This is a genomic window from Simplicispira sedimenti, from assembly GCF_022760965.1.
Lineage (GTDB): Bacteria > Pseudomonadota > Gammaproteobacteria > Burkholderiales > Burkholderiaceae_C > Simplicispira > Simplicispira sedimenti.
Genome location: NZ_JAKVIJ010000007.1, coordinates 156,360 through 175,228, shown reverse-complemented (window position 1 = coordinate 175,228; position 18,869 = coordinate 156,360). Strand labels below are relative to the sequence as shown.

Sequence of the window (18,869 nt, the reverse complement as noted above, 5' to 3'; positions counted from 1 at the left end):
AAAAGGGCTGCCAGCGCATTGCGCTGGCAGCCCTTGTGCATTGACGCCGCGGTTCAGAGCACTTCGCTGGCAAAGTCCGCCAGGCGTGAGCGCTCGCCGCGCGCCAGGGTGATGTGGCCGCTGTGCGGCCAGCCCTTGAAGCGATCCACGGCAAAGGTCAGGCCCGACGACCCTTCGGTGAGGTAGGGGGTGTCGATCTGCGCCAGATTGCCCATGCAGATGATCTTGGTGCCGGGGCCGGCGCGCGTGATGAGCGTCTTCATCTGCTTGGGCGTGAGGTTCTGCGCTTCGTCGATGATGACGTACTTGTTCATGAACGTGCGGCCGCGCATGAAGTTCATGCTCTTGATCTTGATGCGGCTGCGGATCAATTCGTTGGTGGCCGCGCGGCCCCATTCACCGGCGTTGCCACCATCGCCCTTGGCCAGGAATTCGAGGTTGTCGTCGAGTGCGCCCATCCAGGGGCCCATTTTTTCTTCCTCCGTGCCAGGCAGGAAGCCGATGTCCTCGCCCACGCTGACGGTGGCGCGGGTCATGATGATCTCGGTGTAGCGGCGGTCGTCCAACACCTGTGTCAGGCCTGCGGCCAGGGCCATCAGTGTCTTGCCGGTGCCCGCGGTGCCCGCCAGGGTGACGAAGTCCACGTCGGGGTCCATCAGCAGGTTGACGGCGAAATTCTGCTCGCGGTTGCGCGTAGTCACGCCCCACACCGCGTTTTTGGCGTGGCCGTAGTCCTTGAGGGTCTTGAGCACGGCGGTCTTGTCGCGGATTTCGCTCACGCGCGCGTACAAACTCGGTTCGCCCGGCGCCTCGAAGTACACAAACTGGTTGATCAGCAACTGCGGCACGATAGGCCCACTGATACGGTAGAACGTGTGCGCGCCGCTTTGCCAGCTCTCCACGGACTTGCCGTTGCGGCTCCAGAAGTCCTGGGGCAGTTGCAGGGCGCCGGAGTAGAGCAGGTCGCCGTCCTCCAGTGCCTTGTCGTTCTGGTAGTCCTCGGCAGGAAGGCCCAGGGCTCGCGCCTTGACGCGCATGTTGATGTCCTTGGACACCAGCACCACTTCACGCGGCGCATTCTGGCGTCGCAGGGCTTCCACTACACCCAGGATCTGGTTGTCGGCCTTGCCCTGGGGCAGGCTGGTGGGGAGCTGGAAATCCAGGGTCGAAGTCTGGAAGAACAGGCTTCCTCCCGCGCCGCGCTGGCCTGTGGAGTCGAGCTTGAGGCCCTTGCCCATGTCGGCACCTTGAGCGGCGGCCAGGGCGTCCAGCGCCCGGCTGACCTGGCGGCCGTTGCGGGCTACCTCGGTCATGCCCTTCTTGTGGGCGTCCAGTTCCTCCAGCACGATCATGGGCAGGTAGATGTCGTGCTCTTCGAATCGGAACAGGCTGCTGGGGTCGTGCAGGAGCACGTTGGTGTCCAGCACGAACAGCTTGGTGGGACCGGTGCTGCGCACCTTGCGAGCGCGCCTGGGGGTTTCGGCGCTCACAGCGGGAGCCGTCTCTGGGCTGGGTGCCACTTCTGGGGCCGGGGCGGAGGACAGCAAGGCTGCCTTGGCGGGCATCTTGGTGCTGCGGGACGCGGGGGCTTTGGGGGCAGCGGGCGCAGGCTCTACCACGGGGGCGTCCGCAGTGGCCGCAGCCGTGACTGCCACGGGGTGGGCTTCACCACGGGTGCTGCGCTGGCGTTTGGTGGTGGGCGTGGCCCCTTCGGGCGGGGCCATAAAGGCTTCGGGGTCGAGTCGGGCGGCACGCCGGGTCGGTGCGGGAGGCAGGGGCATGGTGCGGAAAAAGCGGTCGGAAGGGTTCAGAAAGCAAAAAGCCGCCGGGAGGCCCAGGCGGCTTGTCGGTATAGGAGAGGCGTTGCGCAGTACAGCGGCATCGGCCCATTATGCACGCCCTGGATGACAGGGCCATCCAGGCGTTGCAGGCGCGCCTCAGGCGGCTTTCTTGAGGGTCTTGAGCGCCTTGACGGCCTTGAGCACTTCTTCCACATGGCCCGGCACTTTCAGTCCGCGCCACTCCTGCAGCAGCACGCCGTCGGGGCCGATGAGGAAGGTGCTGCGCTCGATGCCCTTGACCTTCTTGCCGTACATGATCTTGTTCTTGACCACGCCGAACATGTGGCACATTTTCTCTTCCGTGTCGGCGATCAGGTCGAAGGGCAGTTCGAGCTTTTCCTTGAACTCGTCGTGCGACTTCATGTTGTCGCGCGAGACGCCGAACACGGCGGCACCCGCCTTGACGAAGTCCTTGTACTTGTCGCGGAACTGCATCGCCTCGGTGGTGCAGCCGGGGGTGTTGTCCTTGGGGTAAAAGTAGAGGACGAGAATCTGGCCGTTGTGGGACGTATTGGAAACCTTGACCCCGCTGGTCGCATTGGCTTCAAATTCAGGGAGGGGTTTGTTGACAACGATCGCCATATGTCTTCGTTCTCTCTGGGTGAGGTCGTTGAATCACCGGTGGGTGTGAGGCTGGTTCTTCTTGTGGGTCGCCACCGGCAGCAACCCGCTATTTTACCCTGAATCGCAGGCTTGGCGTCAGTTGCCTGGGGTTTGTACGAGCAAGGCGGCCACCACATGGCGCCCTTCGCCAGCCAGGATGTTGTAGGTGCGGCAGGCGGCGGCCGTGTCCATGGTCTCCACACCGATATGGCGCTGCATCAGCGGCGCGAGCCAAGCGGGGGGCACAAAACGCAGGCGGTCGCCACTGCCCAGCAGCAGCACTTCGGCGTCGAGCAGGGCCAGTTGGGCGAAGTGATCGGCGCTCAGGTCCTCGAACCGCGTGCAGTCCCAGGCCTGGCGCAGCCCGCGCGATCCGATCACCAGGCTGGAATGCACCTTTTCAGCGCCCACGCTGATCCATCCCGGGCCATATCCGGTGATGCTGTGGGCGTCGAAACGATCGGGCTGGAATTTCATGGGGCGGTGCGGGCAGCACCTGCAACGGAGCGGGTGCGTGGGGCGGTGGGAACTGTGGTCAAATTATAGGTTTCGCCACATGCCCCTGGCCCGTGGCGGGCCTATGCCACCCGAGCTCAAGCGCATGAAAACCGTACTCAAGTCCACCAAACTCAACAACGTTCTCTACGATGTGCGCGGCCCCATCGTGGACGCGGCCCGGCAGATGGAGGACGAGGGGCAGAAGATCATCAAGCTGAACATCGGCAACATGGCGCCGTTCGGCTTCGATCCGCCCGAGGAGGTGGTGCAGGACATGGCGCGCAACCTGCCCGACTCGGCAGGCTACTCCGACAGCAAGGGTATCTTCGCGGCGCGCAAGGCCGTCATGCACTACACCCAGCAGCAAGGCATCGCGGGCGTCACGCTGGACGACATCTACCTGGGCAACGGTGCGAGCGAACTCATCGTCATGGCAACCCAGGCGCTGCTCAACGACGGCGACGAGCTGCTGTTGCCCGCGCCCGACTATCCGCTGTGGACGGCGGCCACCAGCCTGGCGGGCGGCGTGCCGGTGCACTATGTGTGCGACGAGTCCAACGGCTGGATGCCCAGTCTGGAAGACATGCGTTCCAAGATCACGCCGCGCACGCGCGGCATCGTCGTCATCAACCCCAACAACCCCACGGGCGCACTGTATTCCGACGCGCTTTTGCGCGGCATCGTGCAGCTGGCGCGCGAGAACGACCTGGTGCTGCTGGTGGACGAGGTGTACGACAAGGTGCTGTACGAGGGCGTAAAGCACACGGCCATGGCCAGCCTGTCCACCGATGTGCTTACGCTCACCTTCAACTCGCTCTCCAAGGCCTACCGTTCCTGCGGCTTCCGCGCGGGCTGGATGGTGGTCTCGGGCGACAAGCGGGCCGCGCGCGACTACATCGAGGGGCTGAACATGCTGGCCAACCTCAAGCTCGGCTCCAACGTGCCGGGCCAGTGGGCCATCCAGACGGCGCTGGGTGGCTACCAGAGCATCAACGACCTCATCAAGGAAGGCGGCCGCCTGCGCCGCCAGCGCGATCTGGCCTACGAACTCATCACGGCCATCCCCGGTGTCACCTGCGTCAAGCCCCAGGCCGCGCTGTACATGTTCCCGCGCCTGGATCCCGAGATGTACCCCATCGAGGACGACCGCCAGTTCTTCATGGAGGTGCTGCGCGCCACGCGCGTGATGCTGGTGCAGGGCTCGGGCTTCAACTACCCCGACAACCAGCATTTCCGCATCGTCTTTCTGCCGCACGAGGACGACTTGCGCGAGGCCATTGGGCGACTGGCGGCCTTCCTGGCCCAGTACCGGCAACGCCACGCAAAGGCTTGAAGCTATTGTTTTTATAGCATCTCGCGCTTGATGGACGGGCGCTGGAAGCATTTTTTACTGAGAGTTCTCTGATGAAACCCATCCAAGTAGGCCTTCTGGGCATCGGCACCGTGGGCAGCGGCGTGTTCAACGTGCTGCGCCGCAACCAGGAAGAAATCCGCCGCCGCGCGGGCCGTGGCATCGAGATTGCCATGGTGGCCGACCTGGACGTGGAGCGCGCCCGTTCGGTTGTGGGCGAGGGCGTGCAGGTCGTCAACGACGCCCGCGCCGTCATCGCCAACCCGGACATCGACATCGTGATCGAGCTGATCGGCGGCTACGGCATCGCCAAGGCGCTGGTGCTCGAAGCCATTGCGGCGGGCAAGCATGTGGTCACTGCCAACAAGGCGCTGCTGGCCGTGCATGGCACCGAGATTTTCTCGGCTGCGTCCGCCAAGGGCGTCATGGTGGCGTTTGAAGCCGCCGTGGCCGGTGGCATCCCCATCATCAAGGCGCTGCGCGAGGGCCTCACGGCCAACCGCATCCAGTGGATCGCCGGCATCATCAACGGCACCACCAACTTCATCCTGTCCGAAATGCGCGACAAGGGGCTGGACTTCGACGTCGTGCTCAAGGAAGCGCAGCGCCTGGGCTATGCCGAGGCCGACCCCACCTTCGACATCGAGGGCGTGGATGCCGCGCACAAGGCCACCATCATGTCGGCCATCGCCTTCGGCATCCCGGTGCAGTTCGACAAGGCCTATGTGGAAGGCATTACCAAGCTGGGCGCGGCCGACATCAAGTACGCCGAGCAGTTGGGCTACCGCATCAAGCTGCTGGGCATCACCAAGCGGGCCGAAAGATTTGATGCCAACGGCAAAGCCGTTGGGGGCGTGGAGCTGCGCGTGCACCCGAGCCTGGTGCCCGCCAAGCGCCTGATCGCCAACGTCGAAGGCGCCATGAACGCCGTGGTGGTGCAGGGTGATGCCGTGGGCACCACGCTGTACTACGGAAAGGGGGCGGGCTCCGAGCCCACGGCCAGCGCCGTGATTGCCGACCTGGTGGACATCGCACGCCTGCACACGGCCGACCCCGAGCACCGTGTGCCGCACCTGGCCTTCCAGCCGCACACGCTGACCGACGCCATGGATGCGCTGCCCGTGTTGCCCATGAGCGAAGTGGTCACCAGCTACTACCTGCGCCTGCGCGTGGCCGACCAGGCTGGCGTGCTGGCCAAGGTCACCGGCATCCTGGCTGGCGCCGGCATCAGCATCGACGCCGTGCTGCAGCGCGAGGCCGACGAAGTGGGCGGCGAGGGCTCCACCCAGACCGACCTCATCATCCTCACGCACGATACGCGCGAAGGCACCATGAACGACGCCATCGCCCAGATGCAGGCGCTCCCCACGGTGCTGGCGCCCATCACCCGCATCCGCAAGGAAGAGCTGAACTAGGACGAGACCGCCATGCTGTACCTCTCCACGCGCGGCCACCCGGACCGCAAGCATTTCTGCGACATCCTGCTCGAAGGCCTGGCGCCCGACGGCGGGCTGTACCTGCCCGAGCACTACCCGCAGATCGACGATGCCCAGCTGACCCAGTTGCGCAAGGCCTACCACGAGCAGGGCTACGCCGAGCTGGCGTTCCAGATCCTCTCGCTCTACATCGACGACATTCCGGCGGCCGACCTGCATGCCCTGTGCGCCAAGACCTACACCGCCGAGGTGTTCGGCACCGGCGAGATCGTGCCGCTGCGCCACCTGGAAGACGGCCTGTGGCTCGAAGCCCTGTCCAACGGCCCCACGTTGGCCTTCAAGGACATGGCCATGCAGCTGCTGGGCAACCTGTTCGAATACGAACTGGGGCGCCGGGGCGAGCAGCTCAACATCCTGGGCGCGACGTCCGGCGACACCGGCAGCGCCGCCGAATACGCCATGAAGGGCAAGCAGGGCGTGCGCGTCTTCATGACCAGCCCGCACGGCCGCATGAGCCCGTTCCAGCAGGCGCAGATGTTCAGTCTGCAGGACGAGAACATCCACAACATCGCCATTGAGGGCGTGTTCGACGACTGCCAGGACATCGTCAAGGCCGTCAGCAACGACCTCGAGTTCAAGCGCAAGTACAAGATTGGCACCGTCAACTCCATCAACTGGGCGCGCCTGCTGGCGCAGGTGGTGTACTACTTCGCCGGCTACGTGCAGGCCACGGAAACGAACGACCAGAAGGTCAGCTTCACCGTGCCCAGCGGCAACTTCGGCAACGTGTGTGCGGGCCATGTGGCGCGCATGATGGGCCTGCCGATCGCCCAGCTGGTGGTGGCCACCAACGAGAACGACGTGCTCGACGAATTCTTCCGCACCGGCGTGTACCGCGTGCGCAGCAGCGCCGACACGCACGAAACCTCCAGCCCGTCCATGGACATCAGCAAGGCCAGCAACTTCGAACGCTTCGTGTTCGACCTGCTGGGCCGCGACGCGGCCAAGACCAAGGCGCTGTTCGGCGATGCGCTCTCCACGCAAGGCCAGTTCGACCTGAGCCAGGACCCGCGCTTTGCCGATGCCGCCGCCAAGTACGGCTTCGCCAGCGGCAAGAGCACGCATGCTGACCGCTTGGCCACCATCCGTGACAACTACCAGCGCCACGGCATCACCATCGACACCCACACCGCCGACGGCGTGAAGGTGGCGCGCGAGCACCGCGGCGATGGCAGTGTGCCCATGATCGTGCTGGAGACGGCCCTGCCCATCAAGTTCGCTGAGACGATCCAGGAAGCCCTGGGCCATGCGCCCGAGCGCCCGGCCAAGTTCGACGGCATTGAAGACCTGCCCAAGCGCGTGCAGGTGATGCCTGCCGACGTGCAGCAGGTCAAGGCCTATATCGAACGGCATTGTCAATAAGAATTGGTTCTGGCGCCCGTCCAGAAAGCGCAAGTAGCTATTGAAATAATAGCAATTGAAGGACTGACGGATGAAGGTTGCATGCTTTGCCGGGTTTTCCAACTCCGGCAAGACGACGCTGATCGAGCAGGTCATCCCCCTGCTGCGCCAGCAGGGCTTGCGGGTGTCGGTGGTCAAGCACGCCCACCACCGTTTCGACATCGACCACCCCGGCAAGGACTCGCACCGCCACCGCGAGGCCGGCGCCTTCGAGGTGGTGATCGCCTCCGACCGGCGCCTTGCCCTGGTGCGTGAATTCGAGCAGCCCGCGCAGCTCACCGTGCACCAGATGCTGGCCGAACTGTACGAGGGTGTGGACTGGGTGCTGGTGGAAGGCTTCAAGGAAAGCGACCTGCTCAAGATCGAGGTCTGGCGCGCCCCGGCGCCGGGCCAGGAAGCACGCCCGGTACGCTACCCCGAGGACGATTTCGTCGCCGCCGTGGCCACCGACACGCCCGACCGCCTGCCCGTGCCCACGCAGTTGCCGGTGCTGGATCTGAACCAGCCCGCCCAGGTGGCGCAGTGGCTGCTGGCGCAGGGCGAGCGCTTTGAATACCACTGGGACCAGCACGGAGGCCTGCTGTGAGCCCGCGCGCGCCCCTCATGCCGTTGGACGAGGCCCTGGCCGCGCTCCTGGCGCGTGCCCAGCCGCTGCCAGGCACCGAATCCGTGCCCACGCTGCAGGCCGATGGCCGCGTGTTGGCGCAGGACTTGGTCTCGGCCCTGCAGGTGCCTGCCTTCGACAACAGTGCCATGGACGGCTACGCACTGCGCTGTGCCGATGTGGCTGCCCCTGGCATCGCGTTGCCCGTGTCGCAGCGCATTGCGGCGGGCAGTGTCGGCGCTCCGTTGCAGGGCGGCACCGCTGCGCGTATCTTCACTGGCGCGCCCGTGCCGCCCGGCGCCGACGCCGTGGTCATGCAGGAGGACTGCGTGGCGCAGGACGACGGCACGGTGCGCGTGCAAACCCAGCCGCACAGCGGCCAGAACATCCGCCGCGCGGGCGAAGACATCGCCCTGGGCAGCACCGTGCTGCACGCGGGCACACGCCTGGCGCCTGCGGCCCTGGGCCTGGCGGCCAGCATCGGGCTGGAGCACTTGCCCGTGGCGCGCAGGCCGCGCGTTGCGCTGCTGTCCACGGGCGACGAGCTCGTCATGCCGGGCCAGGTACCGCCGGAGCAGTTGCCGCCGGGCGCCATCTTCAACAGCAACCGCTTCTTTCTGCGCGCACTGGTGCAGCGCCTGGGCTGCGAGTTGACCGACCTGGGCAAGGTGCCCGACCAGCGCGAAGCCACCCTGGCTGCGCTGCGCGAAGCCGCTGCCGGGCACGACGTGGTGCTCACCAGCGGCGGCGTGTCGGTGGGTGAGGAAGACCACATCAAGCCCGCCGTGCAGGCGCTGGGCAGCCTGGACCTGTGGCAAATCGCCATCAAGCCCGGCAAGCCGTTTGCCTGCGGCCGCGTGGGGCAGGCGCATTTTCTGGGGCTGCCCGGTAACCCGGTGGCCAGTTTCGTCACCTTTGCCGTGCTGGTGCGCCCCTTCCTGCTGCGCCTGCAGGGGGTGCGCGATGTGACGATGCCGTCCATCGCGGCCCGTGCCGATTTCGCCTGGCCCAAGGCCGACAAGCGCCGCGAATTCCTGCGCGTGCGCCGCAATGCCGCAGGTGGGCTGGACCTGTACCCGCACCAGGGCTCGGGCGTGCTCACTTCCACCGTCTGGGGTGACGGGGTGGTGGACAACCCCCCAGGCCAGGCCATCGCGCCCGGTGACACGGTGCGCTATCTGCCATTCTCGGAGCTGGCCGCATGAAGATCACGGTGCGTTATTTCGCTTCCATCCGCGAGGCAGTGGGGCAGGGCAGCGAGGTGCTGGACACCAGCGCCACGACCCTGGGCGCGCTGCGAGATGAACTCCTGGCCCGCGGCGGCTCCTACGCCAGCGTCCTGGCCCGTGGCAGGGCCGTGCGCATGGCGCTGGACCAGGTGCTCAGCGACGAGGCCGCTGCGCTGCGCGACGGGGCCGAGGTGGCGTTTTTCCCACCCGTCACGGGCGGGTAGGGCCTGTTCACGCTCTTTTTGCCAGGGAAGTGAAGCGGCCCCTTGCTGGTGGGTGGTCGCCACGGCCAGCAAGGCGTTCCTCAGCGCCCCTCCCGAATGCGCTGCTCCGACAGCTCGTGCAGGTACACCTCCAGGTTGGTGTAGCCAGGCACGCCGATCATCGGCATGGACAGCTCCTGCCCGTTGTGGTCCTGCGCACCAGGGTTGAGCCCGTGGGCCTGTTCCCAGGCATCGGGCATGCCGTCGCCATCGCTGTCCTGCGGGGGCAAGGGGGCGGCGCTGAAGGGCAGTGCGCTGCCGTCGCCCGCCGGGTTGATGTGGCGTGGCTGCAGGGCAATCTGGCCACGCTCCACGGCATCCATCAGGCGCCGGTCCATGGGGTCGCGCGGGAAGGCGCCTGCCCGCAGCATGGCACGCGGTGCCAGGTCACCGGCCTGGTCGTAGCCGATGAAGGGAAAGTCGTGGCGCTCCGGTGTGCCGAAGAAGGGCATGGCCGGGTTGGCGGCGTGCTCCGGGTAGTCGTTGCAGCAGTACATCAGCGCGTAGTCGCTGCGGTCCGGGTAGAGGTTGAGCCTGTTGCCAGACAGCCAGGTGCGGGTCAGCGGTGCGGCGCCCAGGGGGGTGGCCACGTGCACCATGCCGAAGCGGAAAGGCTCGGGCTGGCCAGCGCTGCGTGCCACCGCCTGGTTGCCGGCCAGGTTCATGCGGTAGTAAATGGGCGAGCCGGCATCGGACGCCGACACCGTGGTGTTGTTCACATCGATGAAGTAGCCCATGTCCCAGTACAGGTTGTTGGACAGCTCGATGTCCATCACCGATCCTGCGGCCGCTGCGCTCTCGCGCGAGAGCTCGGGGTAGCGGCCGAGGATGCGGTTGAACACGTTGTGGTGCAGCGCCAGCCGTGTAAGCTCGTAGCCCTGCGCCGGGTTGCTGTAGTTGACCAGCACCCCTCCGCGGTCGGCATGGTCACCCACGGTTTCGGCAATCAGCGTGTTCTGCACGGTGATGTCCTGCGCGTAGGAAATTTCCACCGCCTCGTCGGTAGCGCCGCCGATGGAGACATGGTCCACGATGGCGCGGCGCGTGTAGCGCAGGCGCAGGCCGTCGTCATGCTGCCCGTCGGGCCGGATGCGCACATGGCGCAGGATCCAGTTGTCGGCCTTGCGGCTGCCTGCGGGGCAGGCGGCGTCCTGGTCGCAGTAGGGTTCTTCGGTGGTGTGAAGCTGGCGTATGGTGATGCCACCGGGCGAGGTGTGCCCGGCAATGGTCACGTCGCCACGCGTCAGGTGCACAGGGGCGTCGATCAGGCCGCTCACGGCAAAAACGATGGTGCGGGGGCCGGTTTCGTTCAGGGCAGCCTGCAACGAGCCGGGGCCGTTGGCGTTGAGGTTGGTGACGGTGATGACCCGTCCCCCACGCCCTCCCGTGGCCTGGGCGCCAAAGCCGGCCGCGCCCGGAAAGGCCTGTGCCGTGCCTGCCGCCACAGCGCCTACCCGCACCACTTCCAGTTGCGCGCGCTCCACGCGCACCCCCTGAAAGGCCCGTCCCTCGAACACCAGGGTCGGCAGATGCAGGGCGCCGCTGGCGCCGTCGTAGCTGAAGGTGGTGGCGCGCGGGTCGTTCAGCGACACTGGGGACGGGCCTGTGAGGCGCAGCACCACGTCACGGTAGCGGGTGGGGTCGCCCGTGATGCCGATCTCGGTGATGTGGATTTCCCCCGTGGCGCTGTGGAAGCTGGAGGACGCGGCCTGCGCCGCAAGACAGGCGCACAGCGCCGTGGACAAGGTGAGCAAGCGCAGCATCGTGGAGCCCTCCATGTGTGGGAGGAGCCCATGTTATGCCTATGCCTCGTTTGGGGGAAGAGGGGGCAACTCCGGACAGCGCCACTGCAGCAGCTCGGCCAGGCGCTGCACCACCCAGCTGGCCTCTGCCGGGCTGGTGCCCGCGCCGGGGCTGCTGAGCCCGGCGTGGATGCGCAGCAGGATTTCGGCTTCGGAGGGGGCTTGCACGTGGTACAGCGTTTGCGCCTGCTCCACCAGATGGCAGGCCAGGTCTTCGCACAGCTCGTAGCGTTCGCGCAGCTGCTGCACCGGGGTGCGCAGACGGCCCCGTGCATCGGTGCAGAGGGCCACGAAGGAGTCGGGGATGAGAATCTGGTTGTCGTCGTGCATGCGTTCAGTCGGGTGTGAACTGCTGCTGGAAGCGCGCAATGTCCTGCTCCAGTTCGAAGGTGACAAGCTGTCCCATTTTTCGGTCGGCAAGGCGGTGGGCGGCAAACAGGCTCCAATGGGCGTTACAGTGCGGGTACATCGTATCGAGAATCGATCGCTGAACCTGAAGACACCGGAAAGGGCGCCATGGCGCGAGCGAAAAATGAATGGGCTGCCAAGGTCTTTGCGCTGATCCGCGCAGGCAACCTGGAGATGGCCAGGGCGCAGATCAAGGTAGCGCCCACCGTTGCCGACATCGTTCGGCTGCAGGCGCTGCTGGCTGAACTTTCGCCCACCCCTGCGCTGCGGCTGCTGGCCGCGTTCGTCGAGGAAGAGCGCGCCCTGCTGGCCGCGCCGCGCCTGCATCGCTCGCCATAGTTTTCCCGTACTGTACTGGCCATGAACCCACCGCGTGTCTCGATCCAGACCCATGATTTTGACGTCTCTGCCGAACTGGCCGCCCTGCGTGCGCAGGACAAGCGCGTGGGCGCTGTGTGCTGCTTTGTGGGCACGGTGCGCGACCGCAATGGGGCCGAGGGCGACGCCGTGGCCTCCATGGAACTGGAGCACTACCCTGGCATGACCGAAAAATCCATCGAGGCCATGATCGACGCCGCCATGGCGCGCTTCGACATCTTTGGCGCGCGCGTCATCCACCGCGTGGGCCTGCTCGCGCCGCTCGACCAGATCGTGCTCGTGGCCGTGACCTCGGCGCATCGGGGCGCGAGTTTTGAGGCCTGCGAGTTCCTGATGGACTACCTCAAGACCCAGGCGCCGTTCTGGAAGAAGGAACAAACCCCGCAAGGTGCGCGCTGGGTCGATGCCCGCGTGAGCGACGATGCGGCGCTGGCGCGCTGGGGCATCGTGGCGCCCAACGCCTGAGGGCGCCGAGGGGGTCAGCCGCCGCCCGACGAGGGCTGCAGGCGCACCGACACATGGCTGCTCTGGATGGTGTGTACCTGGCCCGCGTGTTCCACGCGCAGCGCGCCACGGGCATCGATTCCCCGGCCCACGCCATGGTGCAGGTCCCCCGCACCGGTGAGGGTCAGTGCCTGGCCCGCCAGTGCATCCCGCCGGGCAAAGTCAGGCACGAAGGGCGCCAGGCCTTTTTCCTCGAATGTGATCAAACCCGTGCGCAGATGGTCGATCAGCCGCGCCGCCAGCGCATTGCGCTCCGGCGGCCTACCGCCGCACAGCGAGGCCAGGTCCGTGACGGGCTGACCCAGCCTGGCATGCCATTCCGGTGGCAGCCGCAGGTTCACGCCCACGCCCACGCGCGCGGTGCAGGGGCCGTCGTATTCGCCCTGCACCTCGATCAGGACGCCAGCCAGCTTGGCGCCGTGCGCCAGCACGTCATTGGGCCATTTGAGTTGCAGGTCCGGCACACCGGCTTCGGTCAGGGCCTGGGCCACGCACACCCCGGCGGCAATGGACAGGCCCGCCAGGCTGGCGGGCCCGCCCGCGAAGTGCTTCAGACACGACAGGTACAGACCCTGGCAAGGGGGGGACGCCCACCCATGCCCACGCCGACCACGCCCTTGCGTCTGTGTTTCGGCCAGCACCACGGACAGATCAGGGGCGTCGCCCGGCAGGCGCGCCAGCGCATCCTGCGTGGAATCGAGCGCCCAATGCACTTGCACGGGGGCGGCTGGGTTGGGCAGGGCCTGCTGGATGCGCTCGGCGTCCAGCAGCTCCATGGGCCAGGGCAGACAGTAGCCCACCTTGGTGCGTGCCTCGATGGGCAGCCCAGCGGCGCGCAGCGCCTCGATCTGCTTCCAGACGGCGGCGCGTGTGACACCCAGTTGCGCAGCCAGCTCCGCACCCGACACCGGCCCGCCATGGGCCAGTTGCTGCAGCACTTCGCGGGGATCCAAGGTGGCTTTCATGCCGGGGAGTGTGCCGCAGTTTGTCGTGACCAGACTTGATGCCCTGAGCCTGATTTGTGTAAACGTAATTATAAATTTTGGTTGACAATTGGCGCTTCGGTGCAGATACTTGCCTGCGTTTTGCGGCGGGGGAGCAAGCCTTCGTCATTGTTTTGTTCATCAGGATTGGTTCATGACTCAAGATGTTTCTGCTTCCCCGGTCGTCGGTGTGCAAGGCCCGGCGCGGTGGTTGCGCCAGGCGGGCTTGGTGTTGGCGGGCACGGTGGTGCTCACCCTGTCGTCGTATGTGAGCATTCCGCTGTCGCCCGTGCCGGTGTCCATGCAGACCTTTGCCGTGCTCATGGTGGGCGCGCTCTACGGCTGGCGCCTGGGTGGGTTGACCGTGCTGGCCTGGCTGCTCGAAGCGGCGCTGGGCATGCCGGTGCTGGCTGGCGGCAAGGGCGGCCTCGCACCCTTCTTCGGGCCCACGGGCGGGTACCTGTTTGCCTTCCCGGTCGGTGCGGTGCTGATGGGTTGGCTGGCCGCACGCGGTTGGGATGGCGCCCGCCCACTGCGTGCCTTTGGGGCCATGTTTTTGTGCACCACGCTGATCCTGGCGCTGGGTGGGCTCTGGTTGGGGGCCATGGTGGGCGCGGCCAAGGGCTGGCAGTTGGGTGTGCAGCCCTTTTTGGTCGGTGATGTGGTCAAGTCGGCCCTGGGCGCGGCATCGCTGGCCCTGTGGCACAGCGCGCGCAGCCACTGGAAGCGCTGATGGCCGTGCCAATGCGTGCACACCATCTGCTGTGCATGCTGAGCTATTCGGGTGAAGGCTACAGCCCGGCCTTCGTCCACGGGTTCAATGGCATCGTGCAGCGGCTGGGGGCTGGAGAACCCATGGAGCTGGTCACGGGCCCGGACGCCATTTGCGCTCCCCTGTGCAGCGATGCCTGTGCGCATTGCCACAACACGAGCGTCACGCAGCGCGATCGACTGGCGGCCGATGCGCTGGCCCCCTGGTTGGGCCAGGCGCTTGTGCCTGGAGCGCGCGTTGCGCTCAGCGCGTTGCGCCTGGCGCAATTGCGTGCTGCCTTTGCCCAGGGGGACATCCGCAGCGCGTGCACGGGCTGCCCCTGGGAGCACTTGTGCACGGACATTGCGCAGGACGGTTTTGCGGGCACGCTACTGCACATGGAGCTGGACGCTGCGCCCATGGACTGACGGCAACTATCCGGCATGATGGTTGGCTGAAATGGATACCGTCATCACCCCCGACATCGAATCGATCGAGCGCGCTACTGTGGCCGCCGTGGCGCCCGAGCGCCTGGATGAGCAGCCGGGTTGGCTGCTGCCCATGGACAGCGGCACCGTGGGTCGTGCACGCAGCGCCGTGCCCCTGCACCATGCGGCGCAGCCGCTGGAGCGGCTCGATGCCATCGTGCAGGCCTATCGTGCGGTCGGCTTTGTACCCGCCTTGCGCTTGCCCGATGTGCCGGCGTATGCGACCTGGCACCAAGCCTTGCAGGCCCAGGGCTGGCAGCGCTGCCAGCCCACCTGGACCCAGGTGGGCACGGTGCAGGCCTTGCTCGATCTCCCCGCCGCCGGCCCCGCCACGCGCTTGGATGCCCAGCCCGACGCCGCCTGGATGGCCATGTACCTGGGCGCAGGCCTGGACCCGGTGGACGGTGCCAGCCGCGCCCGCGCACTGGCCCGTGCCCAGGGGCTGTGCTATGCCAGCGTGCAAAGGGCGGGCGAGACCGTGGCCTGCGGCGCGGCGAGCTACAGCCAGGGCTGGCTGGGTGTGCATGGCATGCGCACGGCGGCGGCGCAGCGCGGCCAGGGCCTGGCGGCATGTGTGCTGCGCGCCATGGCGCAAGAGGCGCGCCAGCGCGGCATCGAGCGCGTGTTCCTGCAGGTGGACCAGCACAACGCCCCCGCACTGGCGTTGTACCGGCGCGCGGGGCTGGCGCTGGCCTGGGGCTATGCCTACTGGCGCCCTTGAGGCGTTGCTGGCTGGCTGCCTGCCTGCGGTGGGTGGCTGGACTGGGCACTGCGGATGCGCGCCACGTTCCGGTTCATCCAGCGGCGTACCACGGTCTGGAACAGCCAGCGCTTGAGGCCGTCCAGGTTCGCGCCATGGCGCGCGTAAAAGCGGTCCGGGTCGTCGAACACCCCCAAGTCCTGGTTGATGCCGTCTTTCTGGATGTGGGTGTTGCCGCCATTCCATTCGACGGGAGGGGCGTGCAGGTCGGGCGTGGCAACTCCATAGCCGCAAAAAGGCCCCTGGTGCTTGGCAAAGCGTTGTTGCAGAGCGCGCAGGTAGTCGGCATCCAGGATGAAGCCTTCCAGTTCCAGCCACTGGCCGTCCAGTTCCACCTCGACCCAGCTGTGCACGATGTTGCGTGGCGCCAGGGCGTAGGCCAGGCCGGTGATGGCGCCTTTCTGCAGTGCCTTGTCGATGGTGAAGCCGTGCAGGCGGCAGGGGATGCCACAGGCCCGCAGCAAGGCCATCAGCAGGCTGCCCTTGGTATTGCACTGGCCCAGCCCATCGTCCAGCACGCGCGAGGCGGGCAGGTCGTCGGCCAGGTTGTAGCCAAAGGCGATGTCGTTGCGTACAAAGTCATAGATGGCGGCGATGCGCTCGCGCGTTGGCAGGCGCCGCCAGCCGCGTGACTGGATCAGGGCCTCGATCCGGGGATGGGTGTAGTCCAGAATGGCTGTGGGGCGCAGCAGGGCACGGTGCTCGGTGGGGGACATGGGTTCTCCTGGTGAAATAGGCTCCATTGCAAACCTTCGAGAAACTTCAAAGTCAAGGGGCGCGGCGCGGATGTTGTGGCGGTGCGCCGTTGAAAAACTGAAAGCGGGCCTTAGTTGGGATGCAATAGGAGAAACATTCGCCATGCGTATCGACAAATTCACCACCAAGTTCCAGGAAGCTCTGGCCGACGCCCAGTCGCTCGCGCTGGGGCAGGACCATGCTTACATCGAGCCTCCGCACCTGCTGGCCGCCATGCTGCGCCAGCAGGACGGTCCGCGCGCGCTGCTCGAGCGTGCCGGTGCCAACACCGGCGGCCTGCTCGCTGCTGCCGAGGCCGGCATGAAGAAGCTGCCGCAGGTGCAGGGCCAGGAGCAGGTCACCGTCGGGCGCGACCTGGTGGGCTTGCTGCAAGGTGCCGAGAAAGAGGCCATCAAGCGTGGCGACCAGTTTGTGGCCAGCGAGTTGCTGCTGCTGGCGCTGTGCGACGCCAAGACCGACTTTGCCAACGCCGTGCGCTCCGCCGGCCTGACGCGCAAGAGCCTGGAGGCGGCCATCGAAGCCGTGCGCGGCGGCCAGAAGGTGGACAACCCCGAGGCCGAGGGCCAGCGCGAGGCGCTCAAGAAATACACGCTGGACCTGACCGAGCGCGCACGCCAGGGCAAGCTCGACCCGGTGATCGGCCGCGACGACGAGATCCGCCGCGCCATCCAGGTGCTGCAGCGCCGCAGCAAGAACAACCCCGTGCTGATCGGCGAACCCGGCGTAGGCAAGACGGCCATTGTGGAAGGCCTGGCGCAGCGCATCGTCAACGGCGAAGTGCCCGAGACCCTGCGCGACAAGAAGGTGCTGGTGCTGGACATGGCAGGCCTGCTGGCCGGTGCCAAGTTCCGGGGCGAATTTGAAGAGCGCCTCAAGGCCGTGCTCAAGGAGGTGGCGCAGGACGAAGGCCGCATCATCCTGTTCATCGACGAAATCCACACCATGGTCGGTGCGGGCAAGGCCGAAGGCGCCATCGACGCCGGCAACATGCTCAAGCCCGCCCTGGCGCGCGGCGAACTGCACTGCATCGGCGCAACTACGCTGGACGAATACCGCAAGTACATCGAGAAGGATGCGGCGCTGGAGCGGCGCTTTCAGAAAGTGCTGGTCGATGAGCCCACGGTGGAGCAGACCATTGCCATCCTGCGCGGCCTGCAGGAGAAGTACGAAGTGCACCACGGCGTGGACATCACCGACCCGGCCATCGTGGCTGCGGCCGAGCTGAGCCACCGCTACATCACCGACCGCTTCCTGCCCGACAAGGCCATCGACCTGATCGACGAGGCCGCGGCCAAGATCAAGATCGAGATCGACTCCAAGCCCGAGGTCATGGACAAGCTGGACCGCCGGCTGATCCAACTCAAGATCGAGCGCGAGGCGATGAAAAAAGAGACCGACGAGGCCTCGCAAAAACGCCTGCAGCTCATCGAGGAAGAAATCGCCAAGCTGGAAAAGGAATCCGCCGACCTGGAAGAGCTGTGGAAGGCCGAAAAAGCCCAGGCCCAGGGCAGCGCCCAGGTGCGTGAGGACATCGAGCGCATCAAGCTGCAGATCGAAGAGCTCAAGCGCAAGGGCGACTTCAACAAGGTGGCCGAGCTGCAATACGGCAAGCTGCCCGAGCTGGACAAGCGCCTCAAGGAAGCCCAGGCCCAGGAGGCTGCGGGCGAGGGCGCCAGCGGCAACAAGCTGGTGCGTACCCAGGTGGGCGCCGAAGAAATCGCCGAGGTTGTGAGCCGCGCCACGGGCATCCCCGTGGCCAAGATGATGCAGGGCGAAAAGGACAAGCTGCTGCAGATGGAAACCAAGCTGCACGAGCGCGTGGTAGGCCAGGACGAGGCCATTGCCGCTGTGGCCAACGCGATCCGGCGCTCGCGCTCGGGCCTGTCGGACCCGAACCGCCCCACGGGCTCGTTCCTGTTCCTCGGCCCCACGGGCGTGGGCAAGACCGAGCTGTGCAAGGCACTGGCGGGCTTCCTGTTCGACAGCGAAGAGCACCTGGTGCGCATCGACATGAGCGAGTTCATGGAGAAGCATTCCGTGGCCCGCCTCATCGGCGCGCCGCCCGGCTACGTGGGCTACGAGGAGGGCGGCTACCTGACCGAAGCCGTGCGCCGCAAGCCCTACAGCGTGCTGCTGCTCGACGAGGTGGAAAAGGCCCACCCCGACGTGTTCAACGTGCTCTTGCAGGTGCTGGACGATGGCCGCCTGACCGACGGCCAGGGCCGCACGGTGGACTTCAAGAACACCGTGATCGTGATGACGAGCAACATCGGCTCGCACCTGATCCAGGCCATGGTGGGCCAGGACTACGATGAGGTGAAGGACGCCGTGTGGGGTGAGCTGAAGAACCACTTCCGGCCCGAGTTCCTCAACCGCATTGACGAGACGGTGGTGTTCCATGGGCTGGACGCGCAGCACATCGAGTCCATCGCACGCATCCAGTTGCGCCTGTTGCAAGGCCGTCTGGCGCGCATGGAGCTGTCGCTGGACGTCTCGCCCGCCGCACTGGCCGAGCTGGCCAAGGTGGGTTTCGATCCGGTGTTTGGCGCGCGGCCGCTCAAGCGCGCCATCCAGCAGCGCATCGAGAACCCGCTGTCCAGGCTGCTGCTCGAAGGGCGCTTCCCGCCCAAGAGCGCGATTGCGGTCGGCGTCGATCCGGTGCTGGAGCCAGGGGTGTTCCGCTTCAGCGCCGCCCCTGTGGTTTGATATGCTATAAAATAGATAGCATCTTGCGCCTGAAATACGGGCGCTGG

20 protein-coding genes are annotated in these 18,869 nt (G+C 66.4%); 12 read left to right on the top strand and 8 right to left on the bottom strand.

The window, feature by feature from the left end; translation table 11 throughout:
* Positions 1-53 precede the first annotated feature (53 nt).
* The 3 genes from MJ602_RS09870 to MJ602_RS09860 all read right to left on the bottom strand — a co-directional run bounded on the left by MJ602_RS09870 (position 54) and on the right by MJ602_RS09860 (position 2,921).
* A complete protein-coding gene (locus MJ602_RS09870) occupies positions 54-1,781 on the bottom strand; it encodes a PhoH family protein (protein ID WP_243020686.1) in 1,728 nt (575 codons plus the stop codon).
* 156 nt (positions 1,782-1,937) lie between these two features.
* Positions 1,938-2,423 carry a peroxiredoxin gene (locus MJ602_RS09865; RefSeq protein ID WP_162016803.1) on the bottom strand — a complete coding sequence of 162 codons (486 nt, stop codon included), beginning with the start codon at positions 2,421-2,423 and terminating at the stop codon, positions 1,938-1,940.
* Positions 2,424-2,540: 117 nt separating this feature from the next.
* Positions 2,541-2,921 carry an Mth938-like domain-containing protein gene (locus MJ602_RS09860; RefSeq protein WP_162016802.1) on the bottom strand — a complete coding sequence of 127 codons (381 nt, stop codon included), beginning with the start codon at positions 2,919-2,921 and terminating at the stop codon, positions 2,541-2,543.
* 124 nt (positions 2,922-3,045) lie between these two features.
* Here MJ602_RS09860 and MJ602_RS09855 point away from each other — a divergent pair, with 124 nt between their 5' ends.
* The 6 genes from MJ602_RS09855 to MJ602_RS09830 all read left to right on the top strand — a co-directional run bounded on the left by MJ602_RS09855 (position 3,046) and on the right by MJ602_RS09830 (position 9,247).
* Positions 3,046-4,275 carry a pyridoxal phosphate-dependent aminotransferase gene (locus MJ602_RS09855; RefSeq protein ID WP_243020684.1) on the top strand — a complete coding sequence of 410 codons (1,230 nt, stop codon included), beginning with the start codon at positions 3,046-3,048 and terminating at the stop codon, positions 4,273-4,275.
* A gap of 71 nt (positions 4,276-4,346) precedes the next feature.
* On the top strand, positions 4,347-5,708 hold the full coding sequence (locus MJ602_RS09850; RefSeq protein ID WP_243020682.1) for a homoserine dehydrogenase: 1,362 nt from the start codon (positions 4,347-4,349) through the stop codon (positions 5,706-5,708).
* Positions 5,709-5,720: 12 nt separating this feature from the next.
* Positions 5,721-7,151, top strand: coding sequence for a threonine synthase (thrC, locus tag MJ602_RS09845; RefSeq protein WP_243020680.1), 1,431 nt, complete (start codon positions 5,721-5,723; stop codon positions 7,149-7,151).
* Positions 7,152-7,221: 70 nt separating this feature from the next.
* Positions 7,222-7,776, top strand: coding sequence for a molybdopterin-guanine dinucleotide biosynthesis protein B (gene mobB, locus MJ602_RS09840; RefSeq protein WP_243020679.1), 555 nt, complete (start codon positions 7,222-7,224; stop codon positions 7,774-7,776).
* Between the two features lie 17 nt (positions 7,777-7,793).
* Positions 7,794-8,999 (top strand): molybdopterin molybdotransferase MoeA, encoded by a 1,206-nt coding sequence (locus MJ602_RS09835; RefSeq protein ID WP_243020717.1) that lies wholly within the window; start codon positions 7,794-7,796, stop codon positions 8,997-8,999.
* Positions 8,996-9,247 carry a MoaD/ThiS family protein gene (locus tag MJ602_RS09830; RefSeq protein WP_243020677.1) on the top strand — a complete coding sequence of 84 codons (252 nt, stop codon included), beginning with the start codon at positions 8,996-8,998 and terminating at the stop codon, positions 9,245-9,247. Before MJ602_RS09835 ends, MJ602_RS09830 begins: the two co-directional genes overlap by 4 nt.
* Before the next feature lie 80 nt (positions 9,248-9,327).
* Here the strand turns inward: MJ602_RS09830 and MJ602_RS09825 are convergent, their stop codons facing one another.
* Genes MJ602_RS09825 through MJ602_RS16740 form a run of 3 tightly spaced genes read right to left on the bottom strand, consistent with a single transcriptional unit; the run spans position 9,328 to position 11,557 of the window.
* Entirely contained in the window at positions 9,328-11,049 is a 1,722-nt protein-coding gene (locus MJ602_RS09825) for a hypothetical protein (protein WP_243020675.1), read from the bottom strand.
* A gap of 39 nt (positions 11,050-11,088) precedes the next feature.
* Positions 11,089-11,418 carry a hypothetical protein gene (locus MJ602_RS09820; protein WP_162016795.1) on the bottom strand — a complete coding sequence of 110 codons (330 nt, stop codon included), beginning with the start codon at positions 11,416-11,418 and terminating at the stop codon, positions 11,089-11,091.
* A 4-nt stretch (positions 11,419-11,422) separates the two neighbouring features.
* Entirely contained in the window at positions 11,423-11,557 is a 135-nt protein-coding gene (locus MJ602_RS16740) for a hypothetical protein (protein ID WP_277950308.1), read from the bottom strand.
* Positions 11,558-11,604: 47 nt separating this feature from the next.
* On the opposite strand from MJ602_RS16740, the gene MJ602_RS09815 reads away from it, so the two are divergent.
* Together MJ602_RS09815 and MJ602_RS09810 are read left to right on the top strand one after the other, a co-directional pair.
* Positions 11,605-11,835 carry a hypothetical protein gene (locus MJ602_RS09815; protein ID WP_162016794.1) on the top strand — a complete coding sequence of 77 codons (231 nt, stop codon included), beginning with the start codon at positions 11,605-11,607 and terminating at the stop codon, positions 11,833-11,835.
* Between the two features lie 21 nt (positions 11,836-11,856).
* Positions 11,857-12,339 carry a molybdenum cofactor biosynthesis protein MoaE gene (locus MJ602_RS09810; protein ID WP_243020673.1) on the top strand — a complete coding sequence of 161 codons (483 nt, stop codon included), beginning with the start codon at positions 11,857-11,859 and terminating at the stop codon, positions 12,337-12,339.
* 14 nt (positions 12,340-12,353) lie between these two features.
* Here MJ602_RS09810 and MJ602_RS09805 read toward each other — a convergent pair whose 3' ends face one another.
* Entirely contained in the window at positions 12,354-13,343 is a 990-nt protein-coding gene (locus tag MJ602_RS09805) for a biotin--[acetyl-CoA-carboxylase] ligase (RefSeq protein ID WP_243020671.1), read from the bottom strand.
* A 172-nt stretch (positions 13,344-13,515) separates the two neighbouring features.
* Between MJ602_RS09805 and MJ602_RS09800 the strand changes: the two genes are divergently transcribed.
* Genes MJ602_RS09800 through MJ602_RS09790 form a run of 3 tightly spaced genes read left to right on the top strand, consistent with a single transcriptional unit; the run spans position 13,516 to position 15,321 of the window.
* Complete coding sequence (locus MJ602_RS09800; RefSeq protein ID WP_243020670.1) at positions 13,516-14,094, top strand: biotin transporter BioY; 579 nt, start codon at positions 13,516-13,518, stop codon at positions 14,092-14,094.
* Entirely contained in the window at positions 14,094-14,540 is a 447-nt protein-coding gene (locus tag MJ602_RS09795; RefSeq protein WP_243020668.1) for a DUF1284 domain-containing protein, read from the top strand. Before MJ602_RS09800 ends, MJ602_RS09795 begins: the two co-directional genes overlap by 1 nt.
* A gap of 31 nt (positions 14,541-14,571) precedes the next feature.
* On the top strand, positions 14,572-15,321 hold the full coding sequence (locus MJ602_RS09790; protein ID WP_243020667.1) for a GNAT family N-acetyltransferase: 750 nt from the start codon (positions 14,572-14,574) through the stop codon (positions 15,319-15,321).
* Here the strand turns inward: MJ602_RS09790 and MJ602_RS09785 are convergent.
* A complete protein-coding gene (locus tag MJ602_RS09785; RefSeq protein WP_243020665.1) occupies positions 15,306-16,076 on the bottom strand; it encodes a transglutaminase-like domain-containing protein in 771 nt (256 codons plus the stop codon). The genes MJ602_RS09790 and MJ602_RS09785 overlap by 16 nt on opposite strands.
* Positions 16,077-16,218: 142 nt before the next feature.
* Between MJ602_RS09785 and clpB the strand changes: the two genes are divergently transcribed.
* Positions 16,219-18,822: an ATP-dependent chaperone ClpB gene (gene clpB / locus MJ602_RS09780; protein ID WP_243020663.1), complete on the top strand. Its 2,604-nt coding sequence runs from the start codon at positions 16,219-16,221 to the stop codon at positions 18,820-18,822.
* Positions 18,823-18,869 lie beyond the last annotated feature (47 nt).